Origin of the sequence: Neptuniibacter marinus, from assembly GCF_965223595.1 — a bacterium.
Classification (GTDB): domain Bacteria; phylum Pseudomonadota; class Gammaproteobacteria; order Pseudomonadales; family Balneatricaceae; genus Neptuniibacter; species Neptuniibacter marinus.
Map to the genome: position 1 here is coordinate 1,856,207 of NZ_OZ245004.1, position 26,383 is coordinate 1,882,589.

26 protein-coding genes and 1 pseudogene are annotated in these 26,383 nt (G+C 42.5%); 24 read left to right on the forward strand and 3 right to left on the reverse strand.

Features of this window, described 5'->3' with window-relative positions; genetic code table 11:
• The first annotated feature begins 50 nt into the window (after window positions 1-50).
• The 18 genes from ACOQOE_RS08600 to ACOQOE_RS08685 all read left to right on the forward strand — a co-directional run bounded on the left by ACOQOE_RS08600 (window position 51) and on the right by ACOQOE_RS08685 (window position 19,844).
• Window positions 51-2,246 carry a YgiQ family radical SAM protein gene (locus ACOQOE_RS08600; protein ID WP_420555435.1) on the forward strand — a complete coding sequence of 732 codons (2,196 nt, stop codon included), beginning with the start codon at window positions 51-53 and terminating at the stop codon, window positions 2,244-2,246.
• Between the two features lie 285 nt (window positions 2,247-2,531).
• The gene (locus ACOQOE_RS08605) at window positions 2,532-3,497 is read left to right on the forward strand and encodes an IS5 family transposase (RefSeq protein ID WP_420555436.1); all 966 of its coding nucleotides are present in this window, start codon (window positions 2,532-2,534) and stop codon (window positions 3,495-3,497) included.
• A gap of 244 nt (window positions 3,498-3,741) precedes the next feature.
• Window positions 3,742-4,107 (forward strand): hypothetical protein, encoded by a 366-nt coding sequence (locus ACOQOE_RS08610; RefSeq protein WP_420555437.1) that lies wholly within the window; start codon window positions 3,742-3,744, stop codon window positions 4,105-4,107.
• Window positions 4,104-5,519, forward strand: a complete 1,416-nt coding sequence (locus tag ACOQOE_RS08615; RefSeq protein ID WP_420555438.1) for a DEAD/DEAH box helicase — start codon at window positions 4,104-4,106, stop codon at window positions 5,517-5,519. Before ACOQOE_RS08610 ends, ACOQOE_RS08615 begins: the two co-directional genes overlap by 4 nt.
• Window positions 5,520-6,108: 589 nt before the next feature.
• A complete protein-coding gene (locus tag ACOQOE_RS08620) occupies window positions 6,109-6,402 on the forward strand; it encodes a hypothetical protein (protein ID WP_156473732.1) in 294 nt (97 codons plus the stop codon).
• A gap of 79 nt (window positions 6,403-6,481) precedes the next feature.
• A complete protein-coding gene (locus tag ACOQOE_RS08625) occupies window positions 6,482-7,804 on the forward strand; it encodes a TolC family protein (RefSeq protein WP_420555439.1) in 1,323 nt (440 codons plus the stop codon).
• Window positions 7,801-9,606 (forward strand): efflux RND transporter periplasmic adaptor subunit, encoded by a 1,806-nt coding sequence (locus tag ACOQOE_RS08630; RefSeq protein ID WP_075107997.1) that lies wholly within the window; start codon window positions 7,801-7,803, stop codon window positions 9,604-9,606. The genes ACOQOE_RS08625 and ACOQOE_RS08630 overlap by 4 nt, the downstream gene beginning before the upstream one ends.
• A gap of 9 nt (window positions 9,607-9,615) precedes the next feature.
• Window positions 9,616-12,756 carry an efflux RND transporter permease subunit gene (locus ACOQOE_RS08635; RefSeq protein ID WP_420555440.1) on the forward strand — a complete coding sequence of 1,047 codons (3,141 nt, stop codon included), beginning with the start codon at window positions 9,616-9,618 and terminating at the stop codon, window positions 12,754-12,756.
• 12 nt (window positions 12,757-12,768) lie between these two features.
• Entirely contained in the window at window positions 12,769-13,116 is a 348-nt protein-coding gene (locus ACOQOE_RS08640) for a copper resistance CopC family protein (protein WP_067869710.1), read from the forward strand.
• A 30-nt stretch (window positions 13,117-13,146) separates the two neighbouring features.
• Window positions 13,147-14,049, forward strand: a complete 903-nt coding sequence (locus ACOQOE_RS08645; RefSeq protein WP_067869713.1) for a copper resistance D family protein — start codon at window positions 13,147-13,149, stop codon at window positions 14,047-14,049.
• A gap of 364 nt (window positions 14,050-14,413) precedes the next feature.
• Entirely contained in the window at window positions 14,414-16,660 is a 2,247-nt protein-coding gene (locus ACOQOE_RS08650; RefSeq protein ID WP_420555441.1) for a heavy metal translocating P-type ATPase, read from the forward strand.
• A 15-nt stretch (window positions 16,661-16,675) separates the two neighbouring features.
• Entirely contained in the window at window positions 16,676-17,044 is a 369-nt protein-coding gene (locus ACOQOE_RS08655; RefSeq protein ID WP_420555442.1) for a cupredoxin domain-containing protein, read from the forward strand.
• Window positions 17,037-17,393, forward strand: coding sequence for a DUF2933 domain-containing protein (locus tag ACOQOE_RS08660; RefSeq protein WP_075107998.1), 357 nt, complete (start codon window positions 17,037-17,039; stop codon window positions 17,391-17,393). The genes ACOQOE_RS08655 and ACOQOE_RS08660 overlap by 8 nt, the downstream gene beginning before the upstream one ends.
• Window positions 17,383-18,009 (forward strand): methyltransferase family protein, encoded by a 627-nt coding sequence (locus ACOQOE_RS08665; RefSeq protein ID WP_420555443.1) that lies wholly within the window; start codon window positions 17,383-17,385, stop codon window positions 18,007-18,009. Before ACOQOE_RS08660 ends, ACOQOE_RS08665 begins: the two co-directional genes overlap by 11 nt.
• 5 nt (window positions 18,010-18,014) lie before the next feature.
• Entirely contained in the window at window positions 18,015-18,356 is a 342-nt protein-coding gene (locus ACOQOE_RS08670; protein ID WP_420555444.1) for a cation transporter, read from the forward strand.
• A 15-nt stretch (window positions 18,357-18,371) separates the two neighbouring features.
• Window positions 18,372-18,926, forward strand: coding sequence for a carboxymuconolactone decarboxylase family protein (locus tag ACOQOE_RS08675; protein WP_420555445.1), 555 nt, complete (start codon window positions 18,372-18,374; stop codon window positions 18,924-18,926).
• 155 nt (window positions 18,927-19,081) lie between these two features.
• Window positions 19,082-19,225 carry a hypothetical protein gene (locus tag ACOQOE_RS08680; RefSeq protein WP_420555446.1) on the forward strand — a complete coding sequence of 48 codons (144 nt, stop codon included), beginning with the start codon at window positions 19,082-19,084 and terminating at the stop codon, window positions 19,223-19,225.
• 160 nt (window positions 19,226-19,385) lie between these two features.
• Window positions 19,386-19,844, forward strand: coding sequence for an ATPase (locus ACOQOE_RS08685; protein WP_420555447.1), 459 nt, complete (start codon window positions 19,386-19,388; stop codon window positions 19,842-19,844).
• Window positions 19,845-19,978: 134 nt separating this feature from the next.
• Here the strand turns inward: ACOQOE_RS08685 and ACOQOE_RS08690 are convergent, their stop codons facing one another.
• Window positions 19,979-20,344: a cation:proton antiporter gene (locus ACOQOE_RS08690; RefSeq protein WP_420555448.1), complete on the reverse strand. Its 366-nt coding sequence runs from the start codon at window positions 20,342-20,344 to the stop codon at window positions 19,979-19,981.
• A 479-nt stretch (window positions 20,345-20,823) separates the two neighbouring features.
• Here ACOQOE_RS08690 and ACOQOE_RS08695 point away from each other — a divergent pair, with 479 nt between their 5' ends.
• On the forward strand, window positions 20,824-21,237 hold the full coding sequence (locus ACOQOE_RS08695) for a hypothetical protein (RefSeq protein ID WP_420555449.1): 414 nt from the start codon (window positions 20,824-20,826) through the stop codon (window positions 21,235-21,237).
• Window positions 21,238-21,302: 65 nt separating this feature from the next.
• Entirely contained in the window at window positions 21,303-21,650 is a 348-nt protein-coding gene (locus ACOQOE_RS08700) for a P-II family nitrogen regulator (protein WP_420555450.1), read from the forward strand.
• 98 nt (window positions 21,651-21,748) lie between these two features.
• On the opposite strand, the gene ACOQOE_RS08705 is transcribed toward ACOQOE_RS08700, so the two are convergent.
• Window positions 21,749-22,603: a DUF3147 family protein gene (locus ACOQOE_RS08705; RefSeq protein WP_420555451.1), complete on the reverse strand. Its 855-nt coding sequence runs from the start codon at window positions 22,601-22,603 to the stop codon at window positions 21,749-21,751.
• A gap of 26 nt (window positions 22,604-22,629) precedes the next feature.
• Complete coding sequence (gene cadR / locus ACOQOE_RS08710; protein WP_420555452.1) at window positions 22,630-23,034, reverse strand: Cd(II)/Pb(II)-responsive transcriptional regulator; 405 nt, start codon at window positions 23,032-23,034, stop codon at window positions 22,630-22,632.
• A 95-nt stretch (window positions 23,035-23,129) separates the two neighbouring features.
• Here cadR and ACOQOE_RS08715 point away from each other — a divergent pair, with 95 nt between their 5' ends.
• The 4 genes and pseudogenes from ACOQOE_RS08715 (at window position 23,130) to ACOQOE_RS08730 (ending at window position 26,342) form a co-directional block, all read left to right on the forward strand.
• Window positions 23,130-24,026 (forward strand): cation transporter, encoded by an 897-nt coding sequence (locus ACOQOE_RS08715; RefSeq protein ID WP_342855117.1) that lies wholly within the window; start codon window positions 23,130-23,132, stop codon window positions 24,024-24,026.
• Between the two features lie 3 nt (window positions 24,027-24,029).
• A pseudogene (gene lspA, locus ACOQOE_RS08720) lies at window positions 24,030-24,538 on the forward strand (signal peptidase II).
• Between the two features lie 560 nt (window positions 24,539-25,098).
• Window positions 25,099-25,353 carry a hypothetical protein gene (locus ACOQOE_RS08725; protein ID WP_342855116.1) on the forward strand — a complete coding sequence of 85 codons (255 nt, stop codon included), beginning with the start codon at window positions 25,099-25,101 and terminating at the stop codon, window positions 25,351-25,353.
• 47 nt (window positions 25,354-25,400) lie between these two features.
• The gene (locus ACOQOE_RS08730) at window positions 25,401-26,342 is read left to right on the forward strand and encodes a cation diffusion facilitator family transporter (RefSeq protein WP_342855115.1); all 942 of its coding nucleotides are present in this window, start codon (window positions 25,401-25,403) and stop codon (window positions 26,340-26,342) included.
• Window positions 26,343-26,383 lie beyond the last annotated feature (41 nt).

Here is a 26,383-nt window from a genome sequence, read left to right on the forward strand (position 1 = left end):
GTACCCCTCGCTACTATATAATGCATTCAGTTAATCTAATAGGATGGTATATGCAGAAGTTATCTAATCGGATCCTAGTTGAATCCGATACCCCTAGTTCTCCCTTTTTGCCAATGAGCCGCAAAGAGATGGATAAACTTGGCTGGAAACAGTGCGATATTATTATCGTGACAGGAGATGCATATGTTGATCACCCATCATTTGGCATGGCTATTGTTGGCCGCCTTTTAGAGTCACAGGGCTTTCGAGTAGGGATCATTGCACAACCAGAATGGAAAAATGCTGATGCTTTTAAAGAGCTAGGACGTCCTAGACTATTTTTTGGTGTTGCTGCGGGTAATATGGATTCCATGATTAATCGGTATACAGCAGATAGAAAAATTCGTTCTGATGACGCCTATACTCCTGGGGGGAAAGGTGGCAGGAGACCTGATCGGGCTAGTATTGTATACAGTCAACGATGTAGAGAAGCGTATAAAAATGTTCCTATTATTTTAGGAGGGATAGAGGGATCCCTTCGAAGAATAGCTCATTATGATTATTGGCAAGATAAAGTTCGGCGGTCGATTGTCCTTGATTCACGTGCAGATATACTCATTTATGGTAATGCAGAGCGAGCAATAATTGATGTGGCTCATCAGTTAAACGCTGGAGAAGCAATTGAACAGATTACAGATGTACGCGGTACTGCGTTTATAAGGTCTGATACTCCATCTGGTTGGATGGAAATAGATTCTACTAGGATAGATCGGCCTGGAAAGATAGACCGTATTATTAATCCATATGTAAACACTAAAGATCTTAAGAGCTGTCATATTGAAGAAAACAGCACATCAGGTGATGTTGAAGAAGAGATAAAAGTTTTACATATCCAGACAAAAGTGAAGCTTGATCGCTCCAAGACAGTTATAAGATTGCCATCTTACGAAAAAGTTAATACTGATCCTGTGTTATATGCGCATGCAAGTCGAGTTCTTCATTTAGAGACAAATCCTGGTAATGCCCGAGCTCTAGTACAGAAGCATGCCGATCAAGAACTTTGGCTCAATCCTCCTCCGATCCCACTTTCAACTGAAGAAATGGATTTTATTTTTGGGCTAAGCTATGCGCGAGTTCCGCACCCTAAATATAAAGGAAAGGAAATTCCGGCTTATACCATGATTCGTTTCTCTGTAAATATCATGAGGGGGTGTTTTGGAGGATGTACTTTTTGTTCAATAACGGAGCATGAGGGACGTATTATCCAGAACAGATCTAAAGAATCGATTTTAAGTGAAATTGAGGATATTAGAGAAAAAGTGCCTGGCTTTACCGGTGTTATATCTGATCTCGGTGGACCTACTGCAAACATGTATCGTCTTGCATGTAAGTCGGAAGAAATTGAGAAAACATGTAGAAAGTTATCATGTGTATACCCTGATATCTGCTCTAACCTAAATACTGACCATTCTGCATTGACTGAGCTTTATAAAGATGCCCGTAAAGTGAAGGGAGTTAAAAAAATTCTTATTGCTTCTGGCTTGCGCTACGACCTTGCAGTTGAAGATCCTGAATATGTGAGGGAGTTAGTCACTAATCATGTTGGTGGATATCTAAAGATTGCACCAGAGCACACTGAAAGTGGCCCCTTAGAAAAAATGATGAAGCCGGGGATTGGCTCCTATAAAAAATTTGAGGAGATGTTTGAGCGCTTTTCAAAAGAAGCAGGGAAAAAACAATATTTGATTCCATATTTTATTGCCGCTCACCCTGGTACGACTGATGAAGACATGATGAATTTAGCATTGTGGTTAAAGAAAAACGGCTTTAAAGCCGATCAGGTTCAAGCGTTTTATCCTTCACCAATGGCTACTGCAACCGCAATGTATCATACGGGTAGAAACCCACTTAAAAGGCTTTCCTACAAGCGACGATCTGAACATGTGGAAACTATAAAAGGGGAGCGCCAGAGAAGGTTGCATAAGGCTTTCTTGCGTTGGCATGATCCTGGTAACTGGGATCTTTTACGTGCAGCTTTAACGGAAATGGGTAGGGCTGATTTAATCGGTGATCGAGTCGATCAGCTTATACCAGCGAAGGAAGTTGAATCAAATAGAAAGTCGACATCTAGGAGGAAGAATTCTAATCGCAATGTAACTACGGAAAGGGGAGAAAAGAAATTTCAAACAAAGTTCACCGGCTTTCCGAAGCGTGGTGACAGTGGGAGAAGGAGGAAGAAGAATTCAATTAAGTCTAAATCCCATTAATATTAACTGTAGTAATTCAGGCTGAATCTGACAGGGTAGGCCTGCTGTCACAAAGCAAACATTTAACGCTATTCATCAACGGTAATTTTGGCGATAGAACAAATTATCCGCTGCATGATTTTGTGTACGCCCAGCATGGGCATGAACTAATGGGGTGAAAGTCCCCTGTAGGAAGGTCACCATCCATAGCGATTTATATCGTCATTAGATGATAACTACTAGCAAACATGCGAATAAGTCCCTCAACATGAGATAATTGAGGTTCTGATGTGCTGAGGACTTTTCATGGATCACCAACTCTCTTTTGCTGATAGCGAATATCAAAACAAACGACGTAGAACTCGGAAGGAGATGTTCTTGGAGCGAATGGATACGCTAGTCCCTTGGAGCATGATGACTGACCTGATCGAGCCACATTATCCCAAAGCCGGAAACGGTCGTCGTCCTTATCCGCTAGAGACCATGTTACGCATTCATTGCATGCAACAGTGGTACAGTATGAGCGATCCAGCGATGGAAGATGCGCTGTATGATACGCCGCCGATGCGTTTGTTTGCGGGGTTGTCTTTAGATGGCGCTATACCGGATCACACGACCATCATGAACTTCCGTCACCTATTGGAAAGGCATGATTTGGCCCGACAGATTTTTGAGGGAGTCAGTAGCTGGCTAAGTGAGGCAGGCATCTTGCTTAAAGAAGGAACGCTTCTGGATGCAACGATTATTGAAGCACCCAGCTCGACCAAGAATAAAAGCGGCAAGCGAGATCCTGAAATGCACCAGACTCAAAAGGGCAATCAGTGGTACTTCGGGCTAAAATCTCATATCGGCGTCGATGCCAAGACAGGCCTGATACACAGTCTCACAACCACTGCTGCGCATGAGCACGACCTTAATCAGGCCGAGCAACTCTTACATGGAGAGGAAGAGTTTATTTTTGCCGATAGTGGCTATCGTGGTGCTGAGAAACGCGAAGAGCTGGAAGACGTAAAGGCTGATTGGCATATTGCTGCGATTCCGAGCAAGGTCAAAGCATTAAAGAAGCATCCACGGATCAATAAGGTTCGGTTAAAAGCGGAGTATCTTAAAGCCAGTATCCGAGCCAAGGTGGAACACCCGTTCCGGATCATTAAATGCCAATTTGGTTTTACCAAAGCCTGTTACCGAGGCCTAAGGAAAAATGACAGTAAACTGGCAATGCTATTTGCTTTGGCGAACATCGTTCGAGTAGATCAGATGTTGCGAACGTAGGATAAATCCGTCTGCTTGCTGGGAAATCAGCAGTCAGACGGTGATAAATGATCGAAAACAGGGCCATTACGCTATAAATTCGGTCTGGCCTGTATGAGGGCTATAAAAGCAGGACTTAATCGTAGGTTCCTTAGGCGTTTGTTGCGAACAGAAAAATAAAGACGTTCAGAAATGGATCTATCGTCAACTTGATAGGCTAGTTAAATATGAGTTGTTGAAGCGGCAAAAGGAAAAGAATCCGCGAATGACTGTCTACACGAAGGTCTCTAATTTTGTAGATATTAGTTTCGAATTTTGTGATGGCCCTTTCCTAAAAATGACGCCTGAAGTGGTATCTGGTTTCGAAGTAGCTAGTACGATGGTTAGGTCTGATGGTTCAACGCAATCCTCTATAAGTGAATTGAAGAATCGAGCAAAGCAATGTCATGTTGACCTTTTGTCCTCGGTTGGTGAGTCCGAAGAATATAAAACGCTTTTTAAGGTATACCCGTCTCTTCGTGAAGCCTTACAGCCGCGATACCAAAGAGCGCTTGAGTCCAGCTCAAAGCTATTAGGTCAGTTACGGGCCATTGAAGCTGCGCTTGAGCATTATCAAGCTACGACTTCATGAATCTCCGGAGGTGGCAGGACGAGTGTATAAAGCGGGCGCTCCAAAGCTTTTATGAACAAAATCATTTTCTTTGTCTTGCGACTCCTGGGGCAGGAAAAACGATCATGTCAGCAGTTTTATCTCAACGCCTTTTAGAGCAAGGACGAATAGATTTTGTTTTGTGTTTTTCTCCGTCAGTGGTAACTTCGAAAGGCGTTAAGGCTACCTTCTCTCGAGTTCTTGACCGTTCCTTTGATGGGAAGATAGGAGCTGTAGGTGGTTCGTATACTTATCAGAGTATGTTGTTCTTTCATGAAGACTTCTGGAGTATTTTAGAACGCCATCGTGTTTTGGTTATTTTTGATGAGATCCATCATTGTTCAGGTACTGATGTCGGGAATGCTAATGCATGGGGAGAAGAAATTTTACGACAGGTCCGTGAGAAAGCAGAATTTACTCTAGCTTTGACAGGAACGCCCTGGCGCTCAGATAGTGCTCCTCTGGTTTTATCTCGCTATTTAGAGGGTAATACACAAATTCATTGCGACTTTGTGTATGGGTTGAAAGATGCTGTTGCTGAAGGTGTCTGCCGAATTCCGAAGGTTGTTCTTGTTGACAATGATGGAGTGGCTGTTTCCGGCCAGGACAGCCAAACAACATCTTATAACTCTCTAGGGGACATGCTGGAGAATGAAAAATTATTGTCATACAAGCATATCCTTTCGGATGAAGATGCCATAGATGATGTGCTTTCGCGTGGATGCAAGCGTCTTAATGAGGTACGTAGACATAATCCTAGAGCAGGAGGGCTAGTTGTTGCTTCTTGCACTGAGCATGCAGCCTATATCCATCGACTTCTTGTGAGTAGATTTAAGCAAACTTCGGTTTTGGTGACTTATAAAGAAGTAAATGCTTCGCAAAGAATTGAGCAATACACAGGATCTGACACCGCCTGGATAGTAAGTGTGGGAATGGTCAGTGAAGGTACCGATATTCCGAGACTACAGGTCTGCTGTCACCTTAGTAGAGTGAGAACTGAGCTCTATTTTCGCCAAGTTTTGGGGCGGATATTAAGAGTTGATGGAGAATCAAGCCAAGAATCATGGTTATATACTTTTGCTGAACCTAAGCTAGTTGAATTTGCGAATCGTCTTGATCAGGAGCTGCCAGATCAGCGGGTCGTAGTTAGAGCTATTGCAGATATTCCATCGGAGAGTCGAATTTGCCAGCAGGCGCCGGATAGTAATGATGTTCAATCTTCGCCAGTGAGTATGGAGTGGTCTGTGTCAGACGAGCAAGACGAAAGCTACACACTCTCTCAATATCTTGCTCAGGATGGAATTGAAGAGCTTCAGACCTTCTGTTTTCTAGGGTTATTTCGAGAGAGTATTGTTGATGCATTTGATCATGAACCTCCTACTTCAGTATCTTAACGGTGGAAAGCTCTAATTATGCGTGTAGCTAATGCGCCTCTATAACAATAGAGGCGGCTAAGCATACAGATTTGTATAATGACATACTGCAAGCTTATGCAAATATTTTAGCGCCGATACAACCACAGGTGGCCATTCCAATTCAGGTATGAGTAGTGATTTTCTCAGGTTTGACGGTTTCAATCTTGCAATTTTAGGGGGCTCACAATCACCTTTTTGATACTGATTTCTTTAACTATAGGGATGTTAAAGCAAAATTATATTAGGGGGGAATAGTAAATATCTGAGTATCAGTTTAAACCAGAGATGGCTGGTACTCTGCAATTCTGTTTGTTTTTATCTTTGATGTTGACCTTCCGGTAACTGGAAGGTTTAGACTATAGGAATACTTATGGGGGGGCGGTTTATATCACAATGTGTAGTGATAAAATTAAACTCGGTCACCATGCAGCTGACTAACTCAGTTACGAAAATTTCTATGCGAACTGCTCATTTTTACAGATATCAGAATGCCCGTCGTGCCAGCTATAGGAGAGCTGGTATTGCTATTCTGATTTTATTTGCCATAAGTTGGTTGAGTAGTATCAATATGGTCCAGTTATCTATAACCGCTGTTGGTCAAGGTGAAAACTTAAGACCTGTGGTTATGTCTGCCTCTATGATGTCTGAGCATTGTAATCATGAAGGGAGTTCTGATTCGTGTGATAGTGTTGCTGCAGATATGGATTGTTCTGCAGCGCATTGTAGTATCAGTGGAGTTTTAACGTCTTCAATAGAGCCACAAATTCATCGTTTGGGGTATGAAGGCTTCAAATACTTCAATCGTTATTATTATCTTGCGAGTTCTCCCCCTTATACCCCACCTATAACTCTGCCCGTTTAGCTTCAAGTGTGTGGGGGCATCGTTGCCACGAGATATTGAATTACCCCTATTTGGGTAACTAAACGAGAGTTACTAGAGAATGAAAACCTCTGTTTGTATAGCGTTAGTTATGCTGCCTTTTTCCATGTCTGTAGTTGCAGTAACTAAAGAAAAGACAGATACACATCCTGTTACTTTGCCGCAAGCCATAGAGAGTGCCCTAGCTTTAGATCCTTGGTTGTTAGCAAATAGCTACCGACAAGAATCAGCTTTGGCCCGTAGTGTAGGAATAAAAAGTCTTCCAGATCCTAAGTTTAATGTTGGTATTAAGAATCTTCCCACAGATACCTTGGATTATGATCAGGAAGCAATGACCCAATTCAGTATTGGCGTAAGTCAAATGCTACCTAGAGGAGAAACACTGTCTCTTAAAGGTAAAAAATTAGAACAAAAAGCCGATCAACATCCACTCTTAAGGGAAGAGCGCAGGGCGGCAGTGATAAGAGATATTTCTATTCTTTGGCTGAGGGCTATCAAAGCTCAGAAGAGTATCGAACTTATTAACCAGAACTACCAAATATTTTTGCAATTGAATGATGTTGCTACCAGCAGTTATAGCGCTGCATTTGGACGCACCCGTCAGCAGGATTTAGTAAGAGCTGAATTAGAATTAGTGAACCTTGAAGATCGCCTGACCCAGCTTAAACAGCAACGAGATGTTGCTCTTCAGCAGTTAGAGCCTTGGCTTATTCCTGCGGGTGAAACAAGAACAGCAAGGTTAACAATTAAGGGTCAAATTCCGGAGCTTAAACTTAGGGCCATTATGGCCCCTTTAGATCCAAAGTTAATATCACATTTAAGTAAGCACCCTCGTTTAGCTCTATTCGATATAAGCATTGGAATGGCGAGTACGGATCTTCTATTGGCTGAGCAGAAATACAAACCTGAATGGATTATCAATGCGAGCTATGGAATTCGTGGAAAAACAGCAGTAGGTGATGAGCGCTCTGACCTGTTCTCAATGGGAGTGACGATAGATATTCCTGTTTTCTCTACATCTAGACAAGATTCTGAAGTTAAGGCTGCGATAACTGATCGCGAAGCATTAAAAACGGAACGACTATTGTTGTTACGAGAACTTTATTCCCGTTATGGAGCATTACATTCTGATCTTGAAAAATTAGACAAACGCCAACGGCTGTATGAACAACAGTTATTACCCGGATTTTCAGAATCTGCTGAAGCCGCAATCAATGCTTATACCGTAGATGATGGTTCGTTTGCTGAAGTAGTGCGTGCTCGTATTAGCGAATTAGATGCCAAATTAACTTCGCTGGGCATTCATGTTGAAAGGCTGAAAACAATTACAGTCATGAATTATCTATTAACCCAAGTGGGCGATGTTGAGGTAACAGAACAATGAAAGTCGTAAATAGCGTAGTTATGTTAGCCATGGGTGCGGCTCTGGGGGTTGGAGTTATGTATGGAGTGAATCAGGCCTCCATGACTGAGTTTAACAGTGAGTCAGGGAACGCTACCGGTGAGGCTAAACCGCTATATTGGGTTGCTCCTATGGATCCAAATTATCGGCGTAATGAACCAGGGAAGTCGCCTATGGGAATGGAATTGGTACCGGTATATGCCGAGGGAAATGATGCTAAGGGTGGCGGACCTGGTGCTATCTCTATTTCACCAGAGGTAGTAAATAATCTAGGCGTGAGAACCGCTAAAGTGAAGAGAGAGCAGCTTTCTCCTGATGTGAGAACCGTAGGGTATTTACAGTATAACAAAGAAAGTATTACCCATATTCATCCGCGTGTAGAAGGTTGGATAGAGAAAAGTTTTATTAATACCACAGGTGATCCTGTTGAAAAGGGTCAAGCTCTTTATGATTTGTACTCTCCGGAGCTGGTTAATGCTCAGGAAGAACTGTTGTTCGGGTTGAAAAGAAAAGACGTCAGGCTCGCACAAGCCGCTGAGTACCGTCTTAAATCGCTACAAGTATCGGATAATTTTATTAAGAAATTAAAAAAGAGCCGTCAGGTCTCTCAGACCGTCAGGTTTTTCGCACCTGTTTCAGGTGTGGCTGATAGCGTAAGTATTCAGGACGGATATTTCGTTAAGCCAGGAATGACATTGTTGAGCATTAACAATTTAGATCAGATTTGGGTTGAAGCCGAAGTATTTGAACGGCAGGCCAGTCTCATCAAGGAAGGCTTGCCAGTTGAGGTGAAAATGGATTTTCTTCCCGGAAGGCCTCTATTAGGAACAGTGGATTATGTTTATCCCACTTTAGACTCTAAAACTCGAACACTCAGAGTAAGGGTAAGGCTTGCAAATCTTGATCATAAGCTTAAGCCAAATATGTTTGCTGAACTGAAAATAGTTGCTGTGGATGATCAGCAGCGCTTGTTGATTCCAAATGAAGCACTCATACGTGGATCGGAGCAGGATCGGGTCGTCTTAGCGTTAGGTGAAGGTCGTTATAAATCGATAGAGGTAAAAAAAGGACTACGTGATTCAAAGCATACAGAGATACTCGAAGGTCTTTATGAAGGGGAAGAAGTTGTTACTTCTGCACAATTTTTAATTGATTCTGAGTCTAGTAAAGCCTCTGATTTTAAACGTATGCACCAAGTTGGGGAAACGGAAAATAAGCCAAATCAGGTTTGGGTCGAGGTTGTATTTAACAGTGTAGATGCTGATGAAATGCAAGTGAATGTTGATCATGCTGCTATTGAAGATTGGCAGTGGCCACAAATGACGATGGACTTTCAGCTTAGCCCCTATCTTGAAATGGATGGCATTAAGGCTGGTGTTTTAGCTCATGCTCAAATAACCCATGATAAGCAAAATCAATACATTATCACCGAGATCCATATTTCTGATCAGGAAAATGAGGAGGACGATTCAAACACACCTAAAACGGCTACCAACCGTCAGAAAAATTCAAGTATGGAAAACTCAAAGTCAGAATCTAAACCAACTTCGAGCGTTTGGGTTAAAGCGACTGTGAATAGTGTGGATGCAGAAGCGGTGAAGCTCAATGTGAAACATGATGCCATTCCTGAATGGCAGTGGCCTCAAATGGTGATGGATTTTCAGATTAGTGAATGGGTTGTTCTTGATGAACTGCCTACAGGGAGTCCTCTTCACCTTGAAGTAAGCCGTAATGAACAAGGCGGCTATGAAATCACTGATTTTTACTTACCGGAAAGTGAATAAGGAACTGTCATGATTAAAGCTATTATTCGCTGGTCGATTTGTAATCGTTTTATGGTGTTGTTGGCCGCGGTTATTCTGATTGGTTTGGGTTTGTATTCCCTGAAAAAAACACCGGTAGATGCTATTCCTGATCTGTCAGATGTACAGGTTATTATAAAAACTAGCTACCCTGGTCAAGCTCCGCAAGTGGTTGAAGACCAAGTAACCTACCCTTTAACCACTGCAATGCTATCTGTTCCTGGTGCTGAAACAGTTCGGGGATACTCGTTCTTTGGTGACTCCTATGTATACGTTATCTTTAATGAGGAAACGGATATGTATTGGGCCAGAAGCCGAGTTTTGGAATATCTGAGCCAAGTAGCACCATCACTGCCAGCGAATGCGCGTCCTCAATTAGGGCCGGATGCAACGGGTGTCGGATGGGTATACCTCTATGCATTGATAGACCGGACAGGCCAGAATGACCTTGGGCAATTACGTTCATTGCAGGACTGGTTTTTGAAATATGAGCTACAGACTGTACCAGGTGTTTCTGAAGTAGCTCCTATTGGAGGTATGGTTAAGCAGTATCAAGTCAGAGTTAATCCTGAAAAGCTTCGCGCCTTGAACATGCCTCTTAGCCATGTTCAGAATGCAATTCGTAGGGGGAATCAGGAAGTTGGTGCTTCTGTTGTTGAAATGGCAGAAGCGGAGTACATGGTACGTGCGTCTGGTTATATTCAGGGTATTGAGGATCTTGAGACAATTCCTCTGGGGGTAAATAAAAACGGTACTCCTCTATTACTTAAGGATGTCGCAAATATCGGTACCGGTCCTCAGATGCGCCGAGGTATCGCTGAGCTTAATGGTGAAGGTGAAGTTGTCGGCGGTGTAGTGGTAATGCGTTTTGGAGAAAATGCGCAAAAAACTATTAACGGTGTTAAAGATAAATTAGAAAGCTTGAAAAGCAGTTTGCCGGAAGGAGTCGAGGTAGTAACCGTATATGACCGTTCAGGCCTTATTGATCGGGCGGTAGAAAACCTTTGGTATAAATTAATGGAGGAATTCTTAGTAGTCGCGTTGGTCTGTGTTGCTTTTCTTTTTCATGTTCGATCATCACTTGTTGCCATTATCAGCTTACCTGTTGGGATTCTTACGGCTTTTATTATCATGCATTTGCAAGGTATTAACGCCAATATTATGTCATTAGGTGGTATCGCTATTGCTATTGGGGCGATGATTGATGGTGCCATTGTCATGATAGAAAACATGCATAAGCATATGGAACGAACGGAATTGACACCTGAAAATCGTTGGCAAGTGGTGGCTGACTCGGCCTCTGAAGTGGGACCAGCACTTTTTTTCAGTATGTTGATTATTACGGTGAGTTTTGTCCCCGTTTTTACCCTTGAAGCTCAAGAAGGCCGAATGTTTTCGCCATTAGCTTTTACGAAAACCTATGCAATGGCGGCATCTGCAGCTCTGGCAATTACTTTGGTTCCGGTATTAATGGGATATTTCATCCGAGGAAAAGTGTTATCTGAGGATAAAAACCCTCTTAATCGAGTATTGACTGCCAGTTATATGCCCGCACTGAAAGTGGTTTTATCTTTCCCTAAGGCTACGTTAATGGGAGCTGTGTTAGTACTGGCTGTAGGCTTATGGCCGCTTGATAAGCTAGGCAGTGAATTTATACCTGACCTTGATGAAGGCGATCTTATGTATATGCCTACTACTTATCCGGGTATATCCATTGGTAAAGCGCGCCAGTTGCTTCAGCAAACAGATAAGTTGATAGCTACCTTACCTGAGGTAGAGAGTGTATTTGGCAAGGTAGGGAGAGCTGATTCTGCTACTGATCCAGCACCGTTGACGATGATAGAAACCTTTATTCAGCTAAAACCCAAAAGCGAATGGCGAGAAGGGATGACGACAGAAAAGCTTAAAAAGGAGCTTGATCAACTTGTCAAAATTCCAGGGGTTACAAATGCCTGGGTGATGCCGATCAAAACCCGTATTGACATGCTAGCTACGGGAATTAAAACTCCTGTAGGTATCAAAATAGCGGGACCAGATCTTAATGTAATTCAGGATATTGGAGAGCAACTAGAAAGAATTCTTAAGGATGTTCCCGATACTGCTTCAGTCTACTCTGAACGTGTTGCAGGTGGACGATATATCAAAGTCGATATTCAGCGTGAGAAGGCAGCACGTTATGCCCTTAATATCGCAGATATTCAGCAGGTTATTTCTGCCGCTGTTGGCGGTATGAATGTGTCGAACACAATAGAAGGTTTAGAGCGATATCCTATTAATGTACGTTACCCGCAGGATTATCGAGATTCACCGGAGCAGTTGGCATTACTTCCTATAGTCACAGCAACTGGGCAACGTATTGCTTTAGGTGATGTAGCTAATATATATCTGGAAGATGGTCCGCCAGGACTGAAGAGTGAGAATGCCCGTTTAAATGGCTGGACCTTTGTTGATATTGCTGATGTAGATATAGGTAGTTATGTAAAAAATGCTCAGCAAGTGGTCTCTGAGAAGATAAATTTACCTGCCGGTTATTCTCTTAATTGGTCGGGGCAATATGAATATATGTTGAGGGCTAAAGAGAAGCTGACTTATGTGGTACCTCTGACTATTGTCATAATTATTGTGTTGTTATTTATAAATTTCCGAAATTTTGCAGAAGTTGCCATCATCATGGGGACTTTGCCCTTCGCTATGGTTGGAAGTATATGGCTGATGTATTGGCAAGGGTTTAATTTTTCAGTAGCGGTTGGTGTTGGCTTTATAGCATTGGCAGGGGTTGCTGTTGAAATTGGGGTCATTATGTTGGTTTATCTCAATCAATCTTGGCAGGAAACCATCGAACGCTGTAAGAGTAAGGGACTAGATCTTCGTGAAGAAACATTGCGTCATGCGGTTCTACATGGTGCTGGTTTACGTGTGCGTCCTGTGATGATGACTGCTGCTGCAATAATTCTCGGATTACTTCCAGTTCTATACGGTACGGGTACTGGTTCTGAAATAATGAGCAGGATTGCGGCGCCTATGGTTGGAGGAATGGTCAGTGCAGTAATTCTGACTCTTCTTGTGTTACCTGCTATCTATTTTTTATGGAAACGGCAATCGCTTCCTAAAACTAAATCATCTGAAATATAAAGGTAAATTAATATGAAAAATTTCAAAACGTTGCTAGCCATTGCTGCACTCACAGTATCTTCGTCGTTGTTTGCTCACGGTATGATGAACGGTAGCCATCCACAAGATGGAGCCATGATGATGGAGCCTACCGATAGAGTTGAAGTTAATTTTGCCAAACCAATGAAATTGGTCAGTCTCAAAGTTGTTGATTCTAGTGGCAAGCCAGTATCAATTGATTTTAAACGCTCTAAAGAAGCAGGAACTTCATTTAAAGCGATGATACCGAGTTTGAAACCAGATGCTTATAAAGTGCATTGGAAGGCCATGGGTGGTGACGGACATATGATGAAAGGATCGTTCGTTTTTATGCAGCATTAATCTCCAGTATCTGAAAATTAAGTTGAGGCTATGATGGAATTTACAGCATGGGAATTCTGGATTTTGATAACCCGTTGGATTATGTATCTAGGGATGGCTGCCGCTGTAGGTGGAGCCGCTAGCCTCCACTTGATGAGGATTCATGAGGAGCTTAAAAAACCGCTGGTACGCTATACACTGTTATTCTTATTGGTCGGAATAACAGCGGCTCTGGCTCATTTTTTCGTACGTGTAGGAGCATCTTTGGAGGAGGGTGTTACCGGTATGTTCGAACCGGATATGGTATCTATGATGTGGGAGTCCGCTGTTGGTGATGCCTTAATGACACGAATATTAGGTTTTTCACTGTTCATTGTGACGATTCTTATACATGTTTTCGTCAGACGATACCGGCCTGCTGAGGGCGCTAAGCTAAATGTGTTTGAAGTGTTAATGGCTTGTATCGCTATTGGATTAATTGCTTTTTCCTTTACTGAAGCGGGCCATGCTGTTGAACAACCATTTTTATTTCAGTTGGTGTTATCTGTTCATATTTTACTAACCGCTTGGTGGATGGGGTCATTGTATCCCTTGTGGTTGATCTGTCATCGATTGCAATATAACGATGCACATCAAGTGTTAGAACGATTTGGTCAACTAGCGGTTTTCGTAGTAGCTGTGCTCTTTAGTGGGGGGCTATTTTTAAGTTATGAATTAACTGGATGGAATAATTTATTCACAGATACTTATGGCAACCTACTGCTTACTAAATTAGCGTTTGTGGGTGCTATCTTAATGTTAGCTGCGTTTCACAAGTTATATTTAGTCCCTCAATTACTTCATTCTCGGGATGCGGCAGGGCTGAAAAAATCTATTTTTCTAGAAAAAATCATAGGTGCTGGAATTTTTGGCATAACGACAGTGATGACTACCTTGGTTGGACCTGTTCATTAAGTAGGGGTGATAAAGTCACTAGTGATGGGCTAATCAGATTAATTACCTATCCGATTAGATTGTTCAGTTTCTATCACATTTATAAATATGAGTTCTGGGTTGCTTGCAGGCACTTCTTGGTTTCTGCAATAACTGCCATCTGTAGCTTTTAATATTTCATATAGGGGCATGCGCGTGCCCCGCTGATCAACAACAATAGAGTTTTTTGGTTGGCTGGTCGATTCACCTTTCTTTCCACTATTCCTTGATAAATTTATGAGCCTACTCCTCTTGACCTTACATTAAGAGGAAGGTCTATCCTGATCACAGAAATGCTTTTTTATGCCTCTAACTAGGGGCTTACAGTGTGTTACAGGTGAATAGGATGAGTTCTAACAATCCAAATAAAGAGATAACCCTTTTGATTGAGGGTGCTGGCTGTGCCAGCTGTGTCGGGAAGATAGAAGGCGCGTTATCAGAGGTATCTGGAGTTAAGACGGCTTCAATGAATTTCGCGCAAAGAACTGTGCTTGTTACAGGAAATGCGAATGAAGATGAATTGCTAGGTGCCATTGGGAGTATTGGCTATCAAGCGAGCCTCGTTAAGCAAAATGATACCGAACTGTTAGATGAGAAAGAAAAATCAGAGGCTGCTTACTATAAACGCTTAATGAAAGAGATGACGATTGCACTGGCATTAGGTATTCCCTTAATGCTCTATGGGCTCTTCATTGGCGAAATGACAGTCTCAACCAATCCTGAACGAATCTCTTGGTTAGTCGTCGGTCTTTTGACCTTAGGCATCATGTATTTCTCCGGGCGACATTTTTATATAGGTGCCTGGAAGTCTTTTCTAAATCACAGCGCGAATATGGACACCCTCATCGCGTTGGGTACGGGTACCGCTTGGATTTATTCCATGGTAGTTGTATTTGCGCCTGACGCAGTTCCTCTGATGGCCAGGCATGTTTATTTTGAAGCTACCGCCATGATTATCGGTTTGATAGATCTTGGTTTAGCGCTTGAAATCAAAGCAAGGGGCCGAACTTCAGAGGCAATTAAGCGTTTAATTGGTTTACAACCAAAAAATGCCCGTGTACTTCGTGATGGCGAAGAGCTTGATATCCCAATAGAGGATGTTGTGCTTGAAGACCTTCTTAGAATTCGTCCAGGTGAAAAAATCCCTGTTGATGGTGTTGTGGTTGAAGGTAATACGTCAGTCGATGAATCCATGTTGACGGGTGAGCCCATGCCAGTGAAGAAAATAAGTGGGGATGAGGTTGTCGCAGGATCAATTAATAAATCAGGGTCAGTAATATTCAAAGCGACACGTGTTGGTAAGGATACAGCATTAGCTCAGATCATCGAGATGGTAAAGCGGGCGCAAAACTCGAAACCCTCTATAGGGCGTTTAGCGGATGTAATATCGGGCTACTTTGTCCCTGTTGTGATGATTATCGCAATTCTTAGTGCTTTGGCATGGTTGAACTTCGGTCCTGCACCAGCGCTAGCATTCGCTATCGTTTCTGCAACAACCGTTCTAATCATCGCATGTCCCTGTGCTCTTGGTTTGGCTACGCCAATGTCAGTGATGGTCGGTGTAGGTAAAGCGGCAGAGGCAGGCGTGTTGATACGTAACGGTGAAGCTTTGCAGACTGCTTCTAAGATCAGCGCAATGATTTTGGATAAAACAGGGACGATTACGGAAGGGAGCCCGAAAGTTACTGAGATTCAAGTGACAGGTGACTACAAGGAAGAAGAGATACTTTCTTTAGCTGCAAGCCTTGAATCTGGATCTGAACATCCTTTAGCTCTAGCAATCGTTGAGTCAGCTCAGGAGCGAGGGATTGTATTGTCTAAAGTTGCTAATTTTGAAGCTATTGCCGGACATGGTGTTGAAGGGAGTATTAATAGTAATTCGATTTTGTTTGGTAACGAAAAGCTGATGGATGAAAGATCAGTGTCAATTGAGCATTACATAGCGAGTGCACAGAGGGTTGCATCTGAAGCGAAAACTCCAATGTATTTGGCAATTAATGGAGAGCTTGCTGCAATTATTTCAGTATCTGATCCTATTAAAAATGACTCCGTTGAGGCGATAAAGCGTCTACAAGCCAATGGGATTCGAGTCGTTATGCTGACGGGGGATAATCGGGCCACAGCTCAAGCAGTAGCGGAGAAGGTTGGAATTAGTGAGTTCTTTGCAGAGGTCCTACCTGAAGATAAATCCATTAAAGTTGAAGAGTTACAAGCTCAAGGTGAAATAGTAGGTATGACAGGTGATGGTATTAATGATGCGCCTGCTTTAGCTCAAGCAAATGTCGGCTTTGCGATTGGTACAGGTACTGATGTTGCGATTGAAAGTGCAGATATCACGTTGATGCGTGGTTCCTTGCATGGATTGGCAGATGCCATAGCCATCAGTAAAGCTACGCTACGAAATATAAAACAAAACTTATTTGGTGCGTTTATCTACAACGTAGCAGGAGTCCCATTCGCAGCAGGTGTGTTGTACCCATTCTTTGGATTGCTTCTTAGTCCTGTTATCGCAGGTGCAGCCATGGCGTTCTCGTCATTAACGGTTGTGAGTAACGCAAATCGACTTCGCTTATTTAAAGCATCAGATCATTAATAGGAGGCTTATATCATGCTGGTAATCAATATGTTGGGCTTTGCTCTGATCTCTTTGATCGTTTGGTGGTTTTGGCTCTATAAGCCCAGAAACGGGATGGTCGTAAAAGGCACGGTACCCATTACTGTCAATAACGGAGTCTATACCCCTGCACAAGTTAGGGTCATGGCAGGAGAAAAGGTGACGCTCAGTTTTTTGAGGAAGGATAACTCACCATGCTCTTCAATTGTTCAATTTAATAATCTAGAAATCAGTGAAGAGTTGCCACTCAATAAAACCAAGGATATATCGCTTGAATCACTAGAACCTGGGACATATCCATTTTCATGCCAAATGCAGATGTACCGTGGCGAATTAATCGTAGAGGGTAAAGCTGATGAATAAGAAGTCTTCATTTTGGTGTTCAAAAAGTGGGGTTGCTGCATTATTAATGATTGCGGTGGCAGGTTACTTACTATTGGTGGAACATGGGGAGCATATCTTTCCCTATTTGCCTTTCATTATCTTACTAATGTGTCCACTAATGCATCTGTTTATGCATGGTAACCATAAGCATGGGGGGCACAAACATCATGAGAGTCCAATAGAGGAAATAAGTGTTTCTAAAGGGCTAGATTCTGAAAACTTTGCTGATCAAAGTAAGCAGAATGATGCATACCGTGAAGGTTATATTGAGGGGTTGAAAACAGCGAGAGAGGAAAACGCACAACAGGAGCAAAAGCATGAGCAATGATTATGGGTTATGGCCCCTTGTTATTATCAATTCAGCTGTGTTTATCTTTTTTGCGTTTAGCTTTATTAAACCTAAAAATAAAATGGACTGGCGTAGTTTAGGTGCATTTTCAGCCTTTATTATTGCGCTCTTTACAGAGATGTATGGCTTTCCTTTAAGTATTTATTTCCTTTCGGGATGGCTGAGTGAAATCTACCCTGAGGTAGACTTCTTGGCCCATGAAAATGGTCACTTGCTACATACATTGCTTGGTTTTGAAGGCGATCCTCATTTTGATCCTCTGCATTTGGCTAGCAATGCGCTAGTTGTAATTGGATTTTTTATTTTGGCATCAGCTTGGAATGTATTGTACAGCGCTCAGAAACATCATCGTCTAGCTAAAGATGGGTGGTATGCGCGATGCAGACACCCTCAGTATGTAGCGTTTATTTTGATTATGTTTGGTTTCTTACTGCAATGGCCAACAATTCCGACGTTAGTCATGTTTCCGGTTTTAGTCATCGTTTATGTGCGTTTAGCTCGCTATGAAGAAGGTGTTGCTCAAACGGAGTTTGGTGATGAGTACACGAAATACAAGCAAGTCACTCCAGGATTCATTCCAAATTTTTCGAGGTAATAGTCATGAGTAAAGAGCATCGTTTAGGGGTATCTGAAATTAACCTAGTTGAGAGGCACCTGAAAGTACAAAAGGCAACGGAGGAACAGGTTTGTGCCGCTGTTGAAGAGATTGACTCGCTTTATGGTATTGATGAGGTAAGTTTTGATCCAGAAAATCAGATGTTTCTCTTGGAGTATGATGCGAGTAGATTATGTATCGATAGTTTGGAGAAACTGATCTCTAAACATGATATAGAGATTAGTCAGGATTTTTGGTCAAAATTTAAAGAGGGTTACTACCGGTTTGTAGACCAAAATGTACATGATAATCATACCCATACACCTTGGAGCTGTCATAAAAAATAATTAATGGTGAGAGTGATGCGGATAAAAACTAAAGGTCTTCAAGATTACCCTTTCTATCTTCGACCATTTTTCTGGAATCAGCACCGTAAGTACGGAATGGTACTTAAGCCTGCGCTCCTTTGGGCTAGAGTACCTCGTTTGTTCACGACAGTAGCACTTCTCTTTGGTGCCTTAGACTCAAAAAAATCAGTGGTCACTCCCACCCTTAGATCAATGATAACGGTGAGAGTTTCTCAGATTAACTGGTGCGAATTTTGTGTTGATGTGAACTCATATATGTTTGCTAAGCGGGAAGGCGATATAACCAAGTTGAATGCTCTGTCTGAGTGGAGTGAAAGCACTTTATTTGATGAGCATGAACGAACGGTTCTTGAGTATGTCGATGCCATAACCTACAGCGATAGGCATGTGACAGACGTTTTGATGGATAAACTGCGCTTGTACTTCGATGATGATGGCATTGTTGAACTGACGGCTCTGATCGCGTTTCAAAATATGTCGAGCAAGTTTAATAGTGCGCTCGACGTACCCTCTCAAGGCTTTTGTAGGATGCCATCAAAAGAAAACTGATCTCCCTCTATATACAAGCTAAACCTTAGTTCCTATTGACCTTCCAGTAGCTGGAAGGTCTAAGTTTAAAGCCAAGGGTTACAGGCATAATTCGGATTAACATTAGTCGTGATTGTGAAAATTTGCGTTTAGAAAACGCAATCTAGAAACGTGTGATGAAACATTTAATGGTAGAAATACTGAGTGTTGCTTTAGTGGGGACAGGATTACGAGCTTACGCAAATCAAAAAGAGGCGGGTATGCAGAATGGAGAAACCTGTGACCGACCCCAAATGATGCGCCAGATGATGGAACATTAATCTCAGTAAGATATGCATATGCATCGTTAATGTTTGATATTTGAGTTGAAAATGACCTCATTTCTGTTTTTGAGTCGGCAGGGTTGTGAGATTGAAACGTTGCCCTTCATGACAGATTTAAAAAATCTAATAAAGAATTAAAATTCAAGGAGCTTACGCTATGCAGATAGAACAGATTAAAGATATCCTTGATTGGATCGTAGACTTCCATCAGCAAATGACCCAATGTTACGAGCATTGTGCTGAGCAGGCTGAGTCTCTTAGGCTAAAAATGTTACTGGAGTACCTTTCAGAACATGAAAAGCAGTTAACCCAAACAATATCTAGATACGAAGAAGAGGCTGATCCCAGAGACCTGAATACATGGTGCCTGGAATACATGGATAAGGCACCAGTCCTGACGCATACTCTATGCGAAGCTAATCTCAAAGAACTAGATACCGACCAAATTATTACCCGCACGGTCAATACTCATAATCAACTGATTGAGCTTTATCAATATCTGGCAGGTCGGGCAGTAAATGAGCGTAGCAAAGAGTTGTTTGATAACCTTATATCATTAGAAAAACACGAAACCATGTTAATGGTGCGAGTGTCTGCAAGCTTTGGAGATCTTTAAAGTCCAATATGTCCTGATGAAATGAGAGAAACTGTTATCCACATTTATCGATAGCACTGTGATGTAAACAGTTTAATACTGCTTATTGTTTGTCAACAAAACGATACCAAATAGCCACTACAACACTAGACAACTCAAGTAGATAGGTGATACTTGAACCCGCTACAAAAAAACAGTAGATGGTAACTGAAATAGCTCAAGTGACCGTATGACATAAAATACTGATGGACTGTTTTGGCCAACCACAATAAAACCAACGTAAATATAAAGAGTGCTAGGAAGCTGATAGATATGGATGGTAGCAACTGTTTAACATCAGACTTCTGCTCCAGTCCTACATGTAATGAAGATAGTAAATACAACGCAAGAATATCATCGACAACCGCTGCAGCCAGTATAATCCGGCCAATACGTTTGTTTAACAAGCCATACAGCTCCAGGACCTGAACACCGATCCCTACGTTTGTTGCAGCAAGTGCAACTCCGACATACCTAGCCACACTAGGGAGGTCATTTAAAAAGAAATACTGTGATACCTCTTAGTAGAGTACTCAGAACAATGCCACCGAGGCCAACACCTATTCCGAGCTAAATAGTTTGCCCGAAGGTGCGCCAACGTATTCCTAACCCAGAAGAAAATAATAGTAAAACGATGGACAGTGCTATCAAGCCCAGAACGGTGTCATCCGCTTTGATAAAGTTATTGTTGAACTGACGGCTCTGATCGCTTTTCAGAATATGTTGAGTAAATTTAGAAGTGCGTTGGACGTGCCTTCTCAAGGCTTTTGTCGCATTTATCAAAAGAAAACTGACCCTCCTCAAAAAAAACATTTTTATATGACTCTTAACTAGTCGTTTTTATTGACCTTCCAGTAACTGGAAGGTCTAGGTTTAAAAGCAAAGGTTATAGGCACAATACTGATCAACGTTAGGCAGGGTTGTGGAATAAATTATAGAAATGATAAGTAAGGAGCATGGCATGAAACGTTTAATCGTAGGAATACTTAGTGTTGCTTTAATGGGAGCAGGATTATCCGTTTACGCACACCAGCAAGATATGGGTATGCAGAACGGTACTAATGGTGATCGAACTCAAGTGATGAATATGCATGATCAAATGGGCAAAACAGAGAATCTAATGCAGGATATCCAGAGTGATAAAAAACCTGGAAAGCGTCAGGAAATGATGCATGAGCATATGAAACAGATGCGAATGGGTATGGATATGATGCATGGCGAGAATATGATGGAAGGAAAAAAAGGAGGAGGCGAGTCTGGAATGCATATTGACTCCCGTATGGAAATGATGGAACAGAGAATGGGCATGATGCAACGAATGATGCGCCAGATGATGGAGCATCAATCTCAGAAAGATATGCCGATGCATCGCTAAGGTCTGATATTCAAGCTGAAATGAGGGGCGAGCTCCCTCATTTTCATTTCTGCGGAGGTTAAGTTATGAGTCTGAAAAAAGTCAGTGCTATCTTCAATACCTTGGAGAAGGAAAAATTGCAGTCTGCATTTCTCCAAGCCGGCATCATTGGTTATACTATTCATGATGTACAGGGGCATGGTGTTTATAATCAACTGTATGGGCAGGCTGACCTTCAAGATCATTTGCAGGTTGATATTTATACCTCTGCTAAATGTGCACAGTTAATAGCTGAGCTGATAGTTGAAACGGTTTCAGTTAATGCTGATAGTGAAGGTTTGGTTGCGATTCTTCCTGTTGATGACCTTTATTGGATTCATACAAAGGAGAAAGTTTTGGACAATGAGTTCCAATTTCAGTCTAGAAAAGAATGAATTCAATTGAGATGTTAATAATGTAGCTGATATTTATTGAAGAGTTATTTGGAGTTTATCTAGCAGGGGGCCTGAGTCCCTGCTAGATATGTTGAATCTTAGTTAGATGGGTGCTTTTCTCCTTTCATCATGTGACCTTGAGGGCCATCGCCACTATCCATCATATAGTGTTTCCCTTTAGGCTTTTCATGTTTACCATCCCCGTATTTTTCAACATGCTCGGTAGATGCTCCAGCGGGGTGCTTTTTACCTTCCATCATATGTCCTTGTGGGCCATCACCGGAATGCCCCATGTAATGAACGTTACCAGATGTCGCTTTTTTTGTGATATTTTTAGGGGCAATTGGGTGGCTGTCATCCATGCCTGCTTTATGCTTTTCACCTTCCATCATATGACCTTGAGGGCCATCACCACTGTGAGACATATAATGTTTCTCATCGGCGACTGATACATTACTAAATACGATGGCGGAAGAAATAATTAATACGGAATATAGTTTATTCATGTTGAACACCTTTTTGTTAGTTGATGGAGATAGTTTAGATATTCCCCTAACTGGAAGGTCAATATGTTTTTTGAAATTATTTTTCATATGGAAAAGTATTTGATTGGAATCAGTGATTAGGTAACTTAGAGTCTTCCAAATAGCCAATGTGGCTACATAACTCATGATCATTACCAGAATCCCTATGGAAAGGCTGACATAAAACCCCATGCCTCGATCAAGTAAAATGGGTAACGCTATAAACAAAGTCAGCGAGGGAACAATCAGCCATAAAATATTGATTGTCACTTCTCGAATACGATTAATATCCTGCGTATCAATATAGAGCCAAATTAAGGCAAATACCGAAATTAACGGAACCGATGCGAGAATAGCGGCAAGCATTGAATTTCGCTTTCCAATCTCAGAAATGAGCACAGTCAGAATGCTGCTGATTAGCACTTTCACTGATTCTCTGGTTGGTGCTCCACCTACTACTGTTGTATGCTCCCTTCGTTAATTCTAGCAAGAACTCCACACGCCTTAACTTCTCGGTCATCGTTGCAATTCGCTCTAAGTGAAACTAGTTGTTTCTCCAGCGCATGCAGAGTGGTTATCTGTGACCGGACATGAGCAATGTGATCATCGAGCAAGGCGTTGACGGCGATACAAGATTGATGAGGGTCGTCTTGGTAACTCTGTAGTTCGTGAATCTCAGCTAGTGACAGGCCCAGAGTTCTGCAGCGACGGATGAAGGCTAGCCGCTCACCGTGCATCTTGGTATAGACACGATAACCGTTGTCCTGCCGATGCGTAGGTGGCAACAATCCCTGCTGTTCATAGAAGCGGATCGTTTGTGTTTCGACCCCTATCAATTGCGCCAACTGACCAATACGCATTAGCTTCCTCCCAACCGGATTCTTTGCTCTCTTGACCTTATAGTAGCTTTATGGTTTTAAATGGTAACACAACCTTGTTCAAGTGGAGTCGTATCATGAGCAAATTCTGTGGTGGCACCTGTGGCGGTGATGCAAGGTCATCATCGGATACCGATTTACAGGCCTCCTCCAAAGCATCGGGGCAATGGGTCAGCGTTTACGCCGTGCCGAAGATGGACTGTCCATCAGAAGAAAGAATGATTCGCCTAGCCCTAAACGGCTTTGAGGAAGTTCGGGCGCTATCCTTCGACTTGTCGATCCGACGGCTGAAGGTCGTGCATGACGGCGAAGTCGAGACCATTACTTCAAAACTAAAGACCTTGGGATTAGGCGCCTCGCATCAGGAAACGGTTGCTGCTGACTTGGAGACGCTCAAGGTCGCTGGGGACTCGGTAGCCTCTGCTGCGCAAGAGTCTAGCACCCTGCGTTGGTTATTAGGCATTAATGCACTCCTTTTTGTAGTAGAGATGACCGCGGGTCTAATCGCCCAGTCAGCCGGCCTCATTGCCGAGTCCTTGGACAACTTTGCTGATGCTGCAGTGTACGGGCTTGCCCTTTATGCGGTTGGGCATAGCGTTAAAATGCAAGTACGTGCCGCGCATCTTGCTGGTGTACTCCAGCTTATTTTGGCTGTGGGCGTACTCGTAGAGGTGGTGAGACGCTTTGCATTCGGTAGTGAACCTGAATCGTTGGTGATGATGGCTATCGCATTCGTTGCATTGATTGCCAATACCAGTTGTCTGCTGCTCATATACAAACACAGGGAGGGCGGGGCGCACATGAAGGCAAGCTGGATATTCTCGGCCAACGACGTGGTGGTCAATCTAGGTGTCATCACCGCCGGTGCTCTGGTCGCGTGGACCGGTTCTAATTATCCGGATCTAATTATCGGCACTATCGCGGGGGTCATTGTACTTAACGGTGCAAGGCGCATCTTAGCGTTGAAGGGTTAAATAATGCTCATTATTGGCAAAAAGCTCTCGCCGCATATCCTACTGTCCATATCGTGTTTGCTGGCAGCGTCTGATCAGGCTGTAAAGTGGCTGGTGCAGCAATCAATGGCCTATGGTGAGTCGGTTTCGGTGACCCCATTTTTTAACTGGGTGCACCTATGGAACACAGGTGCCGCATTTAGTATTTTGTCGAATGCTGGAGGCTGGCAGCGCTATTTTTCTATCGGGATCACTGTGGTGATCTCGATTTTTCTGATCAAACTGATCCGTGAAAACCGTCATAAGGAGAAGCCATTGCTTACAGTCTTGTCCTTGGCGGGGCCTTGGGTAACTTGATTGACCGGATCTTTCGCGGCTATGTTGTGGATTCCTTTGATTTCTATTGGAGAGATTGGCATTGGCCGGCCTTCAATCTGGCTGATATTGCAATTGTCATCGGTGCCTTCATTTTGGTTTCCGGTAGTTTGTTTGATAAAGAAAACACTAATTCTGAGCCTAATGGATCTGACTGACTCCGAGATTTATACAGCACTATGGCTGAACTTTCCGACACATCCGTCACCTGCCGTAATATCAAGTGCTGGGCTGCAATATAACCGTCGCTCAAATGAACTTCCAAGTGGACGCTTCCGATCATATCGCTATCGAATGATGTGGCGAGTAGGGTGAGCTAGGAAAGAGCGTTCCCCTCTGGGGGGCAATGCTACGCATTCCGGATTGAATTTTTTGTGATCAGTTTCAAATCATTTTGGCTGTTTAGACTGTAACTGAATATCGGGTAAGAAGAGGGAGTAGTGAAGGAATTATAGTCGGATTTTTATAGTGAATTTGTTCTGCTAAAGCATCGCCTGGAAGACAGTTTTCACTTTTCCTCTAAGTTTCTTGTTGTGATTTTTCCTCGCAGCAAGGGACACTCGCTTTGATGTTGAGGGGTATTGATGATGATCCAAAATTAGTTAATACGCCTTTTAGTTGTCATTGATGGACGTAAGTACACTAAAGCTTAGAGAAACTGCAGTAATAGGCTTAATTCTTTTTATTTTGGGTAGATATAAGGAAGTTTGGAGGGCGTATGGGAGCGATTATAAATCCATCAATCGTAAAAATAGTATATGTGAAAATTATGAAGCATGGGCAACCATCACAAAGCGGACGTTTTTTTAAAGGTGTTTATGCTGCCGGCAACGATTTACAAACAGCTGAGTTAAGTGACCGATTCTCTAAAATATTTATTACACATGGTGATTTTGTGGAAGGAGAGTTTAGTGACTCCACTCAGCGAATAAAGTTTTTAAATAAGCTGCGAAAGCTTTACCGCGATAGTTAAATTGAGAAAGCTCCCAGCAAGATTAAGCGACTAACTTGAGGTGTAATATGTCAGGACATCATCATTTAGATCCTAGCGCAGGAGATGCTCGTGTCGTTTGGGCTGTTGTTGCCAATTTAGGGCTTACTGTTGCCCAAATTATAGGTGGTATATTGTCGGGTAGTCTTGCCTTAATTGCAGACGCAATTCACAACCTGTCAGATGCTCTTGCTCTTGTCATCGCGTTTATGGCGCTAAAGATTGCTAGGCAGCCAGCTAATGAGAAAATGACTTTCGGCTATGGTCGCGCCGAAATAGTAGCTGCTCTGATCAATTACACGACTCTTATCGTGATTGGTCTCTATCTTGTTTATGAAGCAGTGCTTCGGTTTTTTAATCCCGAAGATGTGGATGGGTGGCTCGTCGTTATTATTGCAGTGATCGCTCTAGCTGTTGATTTGGTTACTGCTTTGCTGACTTATTCCTTATCTAAGCAAAGTGTGAATATACGTGCTGCATTTCTTCATAATGTTGCAGATGCCCTAGGCTCTATCGCTGTGATTATAGCGGGGTCACTTATCTTACTCTATGATTGGCGATTAGTTGATCCGCTTGTGACCTTGATGATAGCGGGATATATCCTTTGGCAATCTTTCAGTGAAATAGTTTTTGTTATACATATTTTAATGCTAGGAAGTCCGACCAATTTCAACACTAAAGATGTGTTTGACCGTATGCTTTCTATCAAAGGCGTTGCTGACGTTCATAACCTTCATTTATGGAAAATGCAGGAGCATGAGAACGCTCTCGATGCTCATGTCGTTATAGACACTGGTCAATGGAAAAATGCAGACGAAATCAAGAAAGAAGTAAAATCGATGTTGAGTAGCAGTTTTAAGATCAGGCAAACAACACTTGAAGTTGAATGTTCTTTTCACGCCTGTGAAGAGCCTAAAGCCATCGGTCATAATACAATAGTAAGGGACAACCACTATGATCACAGTCATTAAATGAAATGCTTGGACCTAAATGGTATTTGGAATTCAACAAA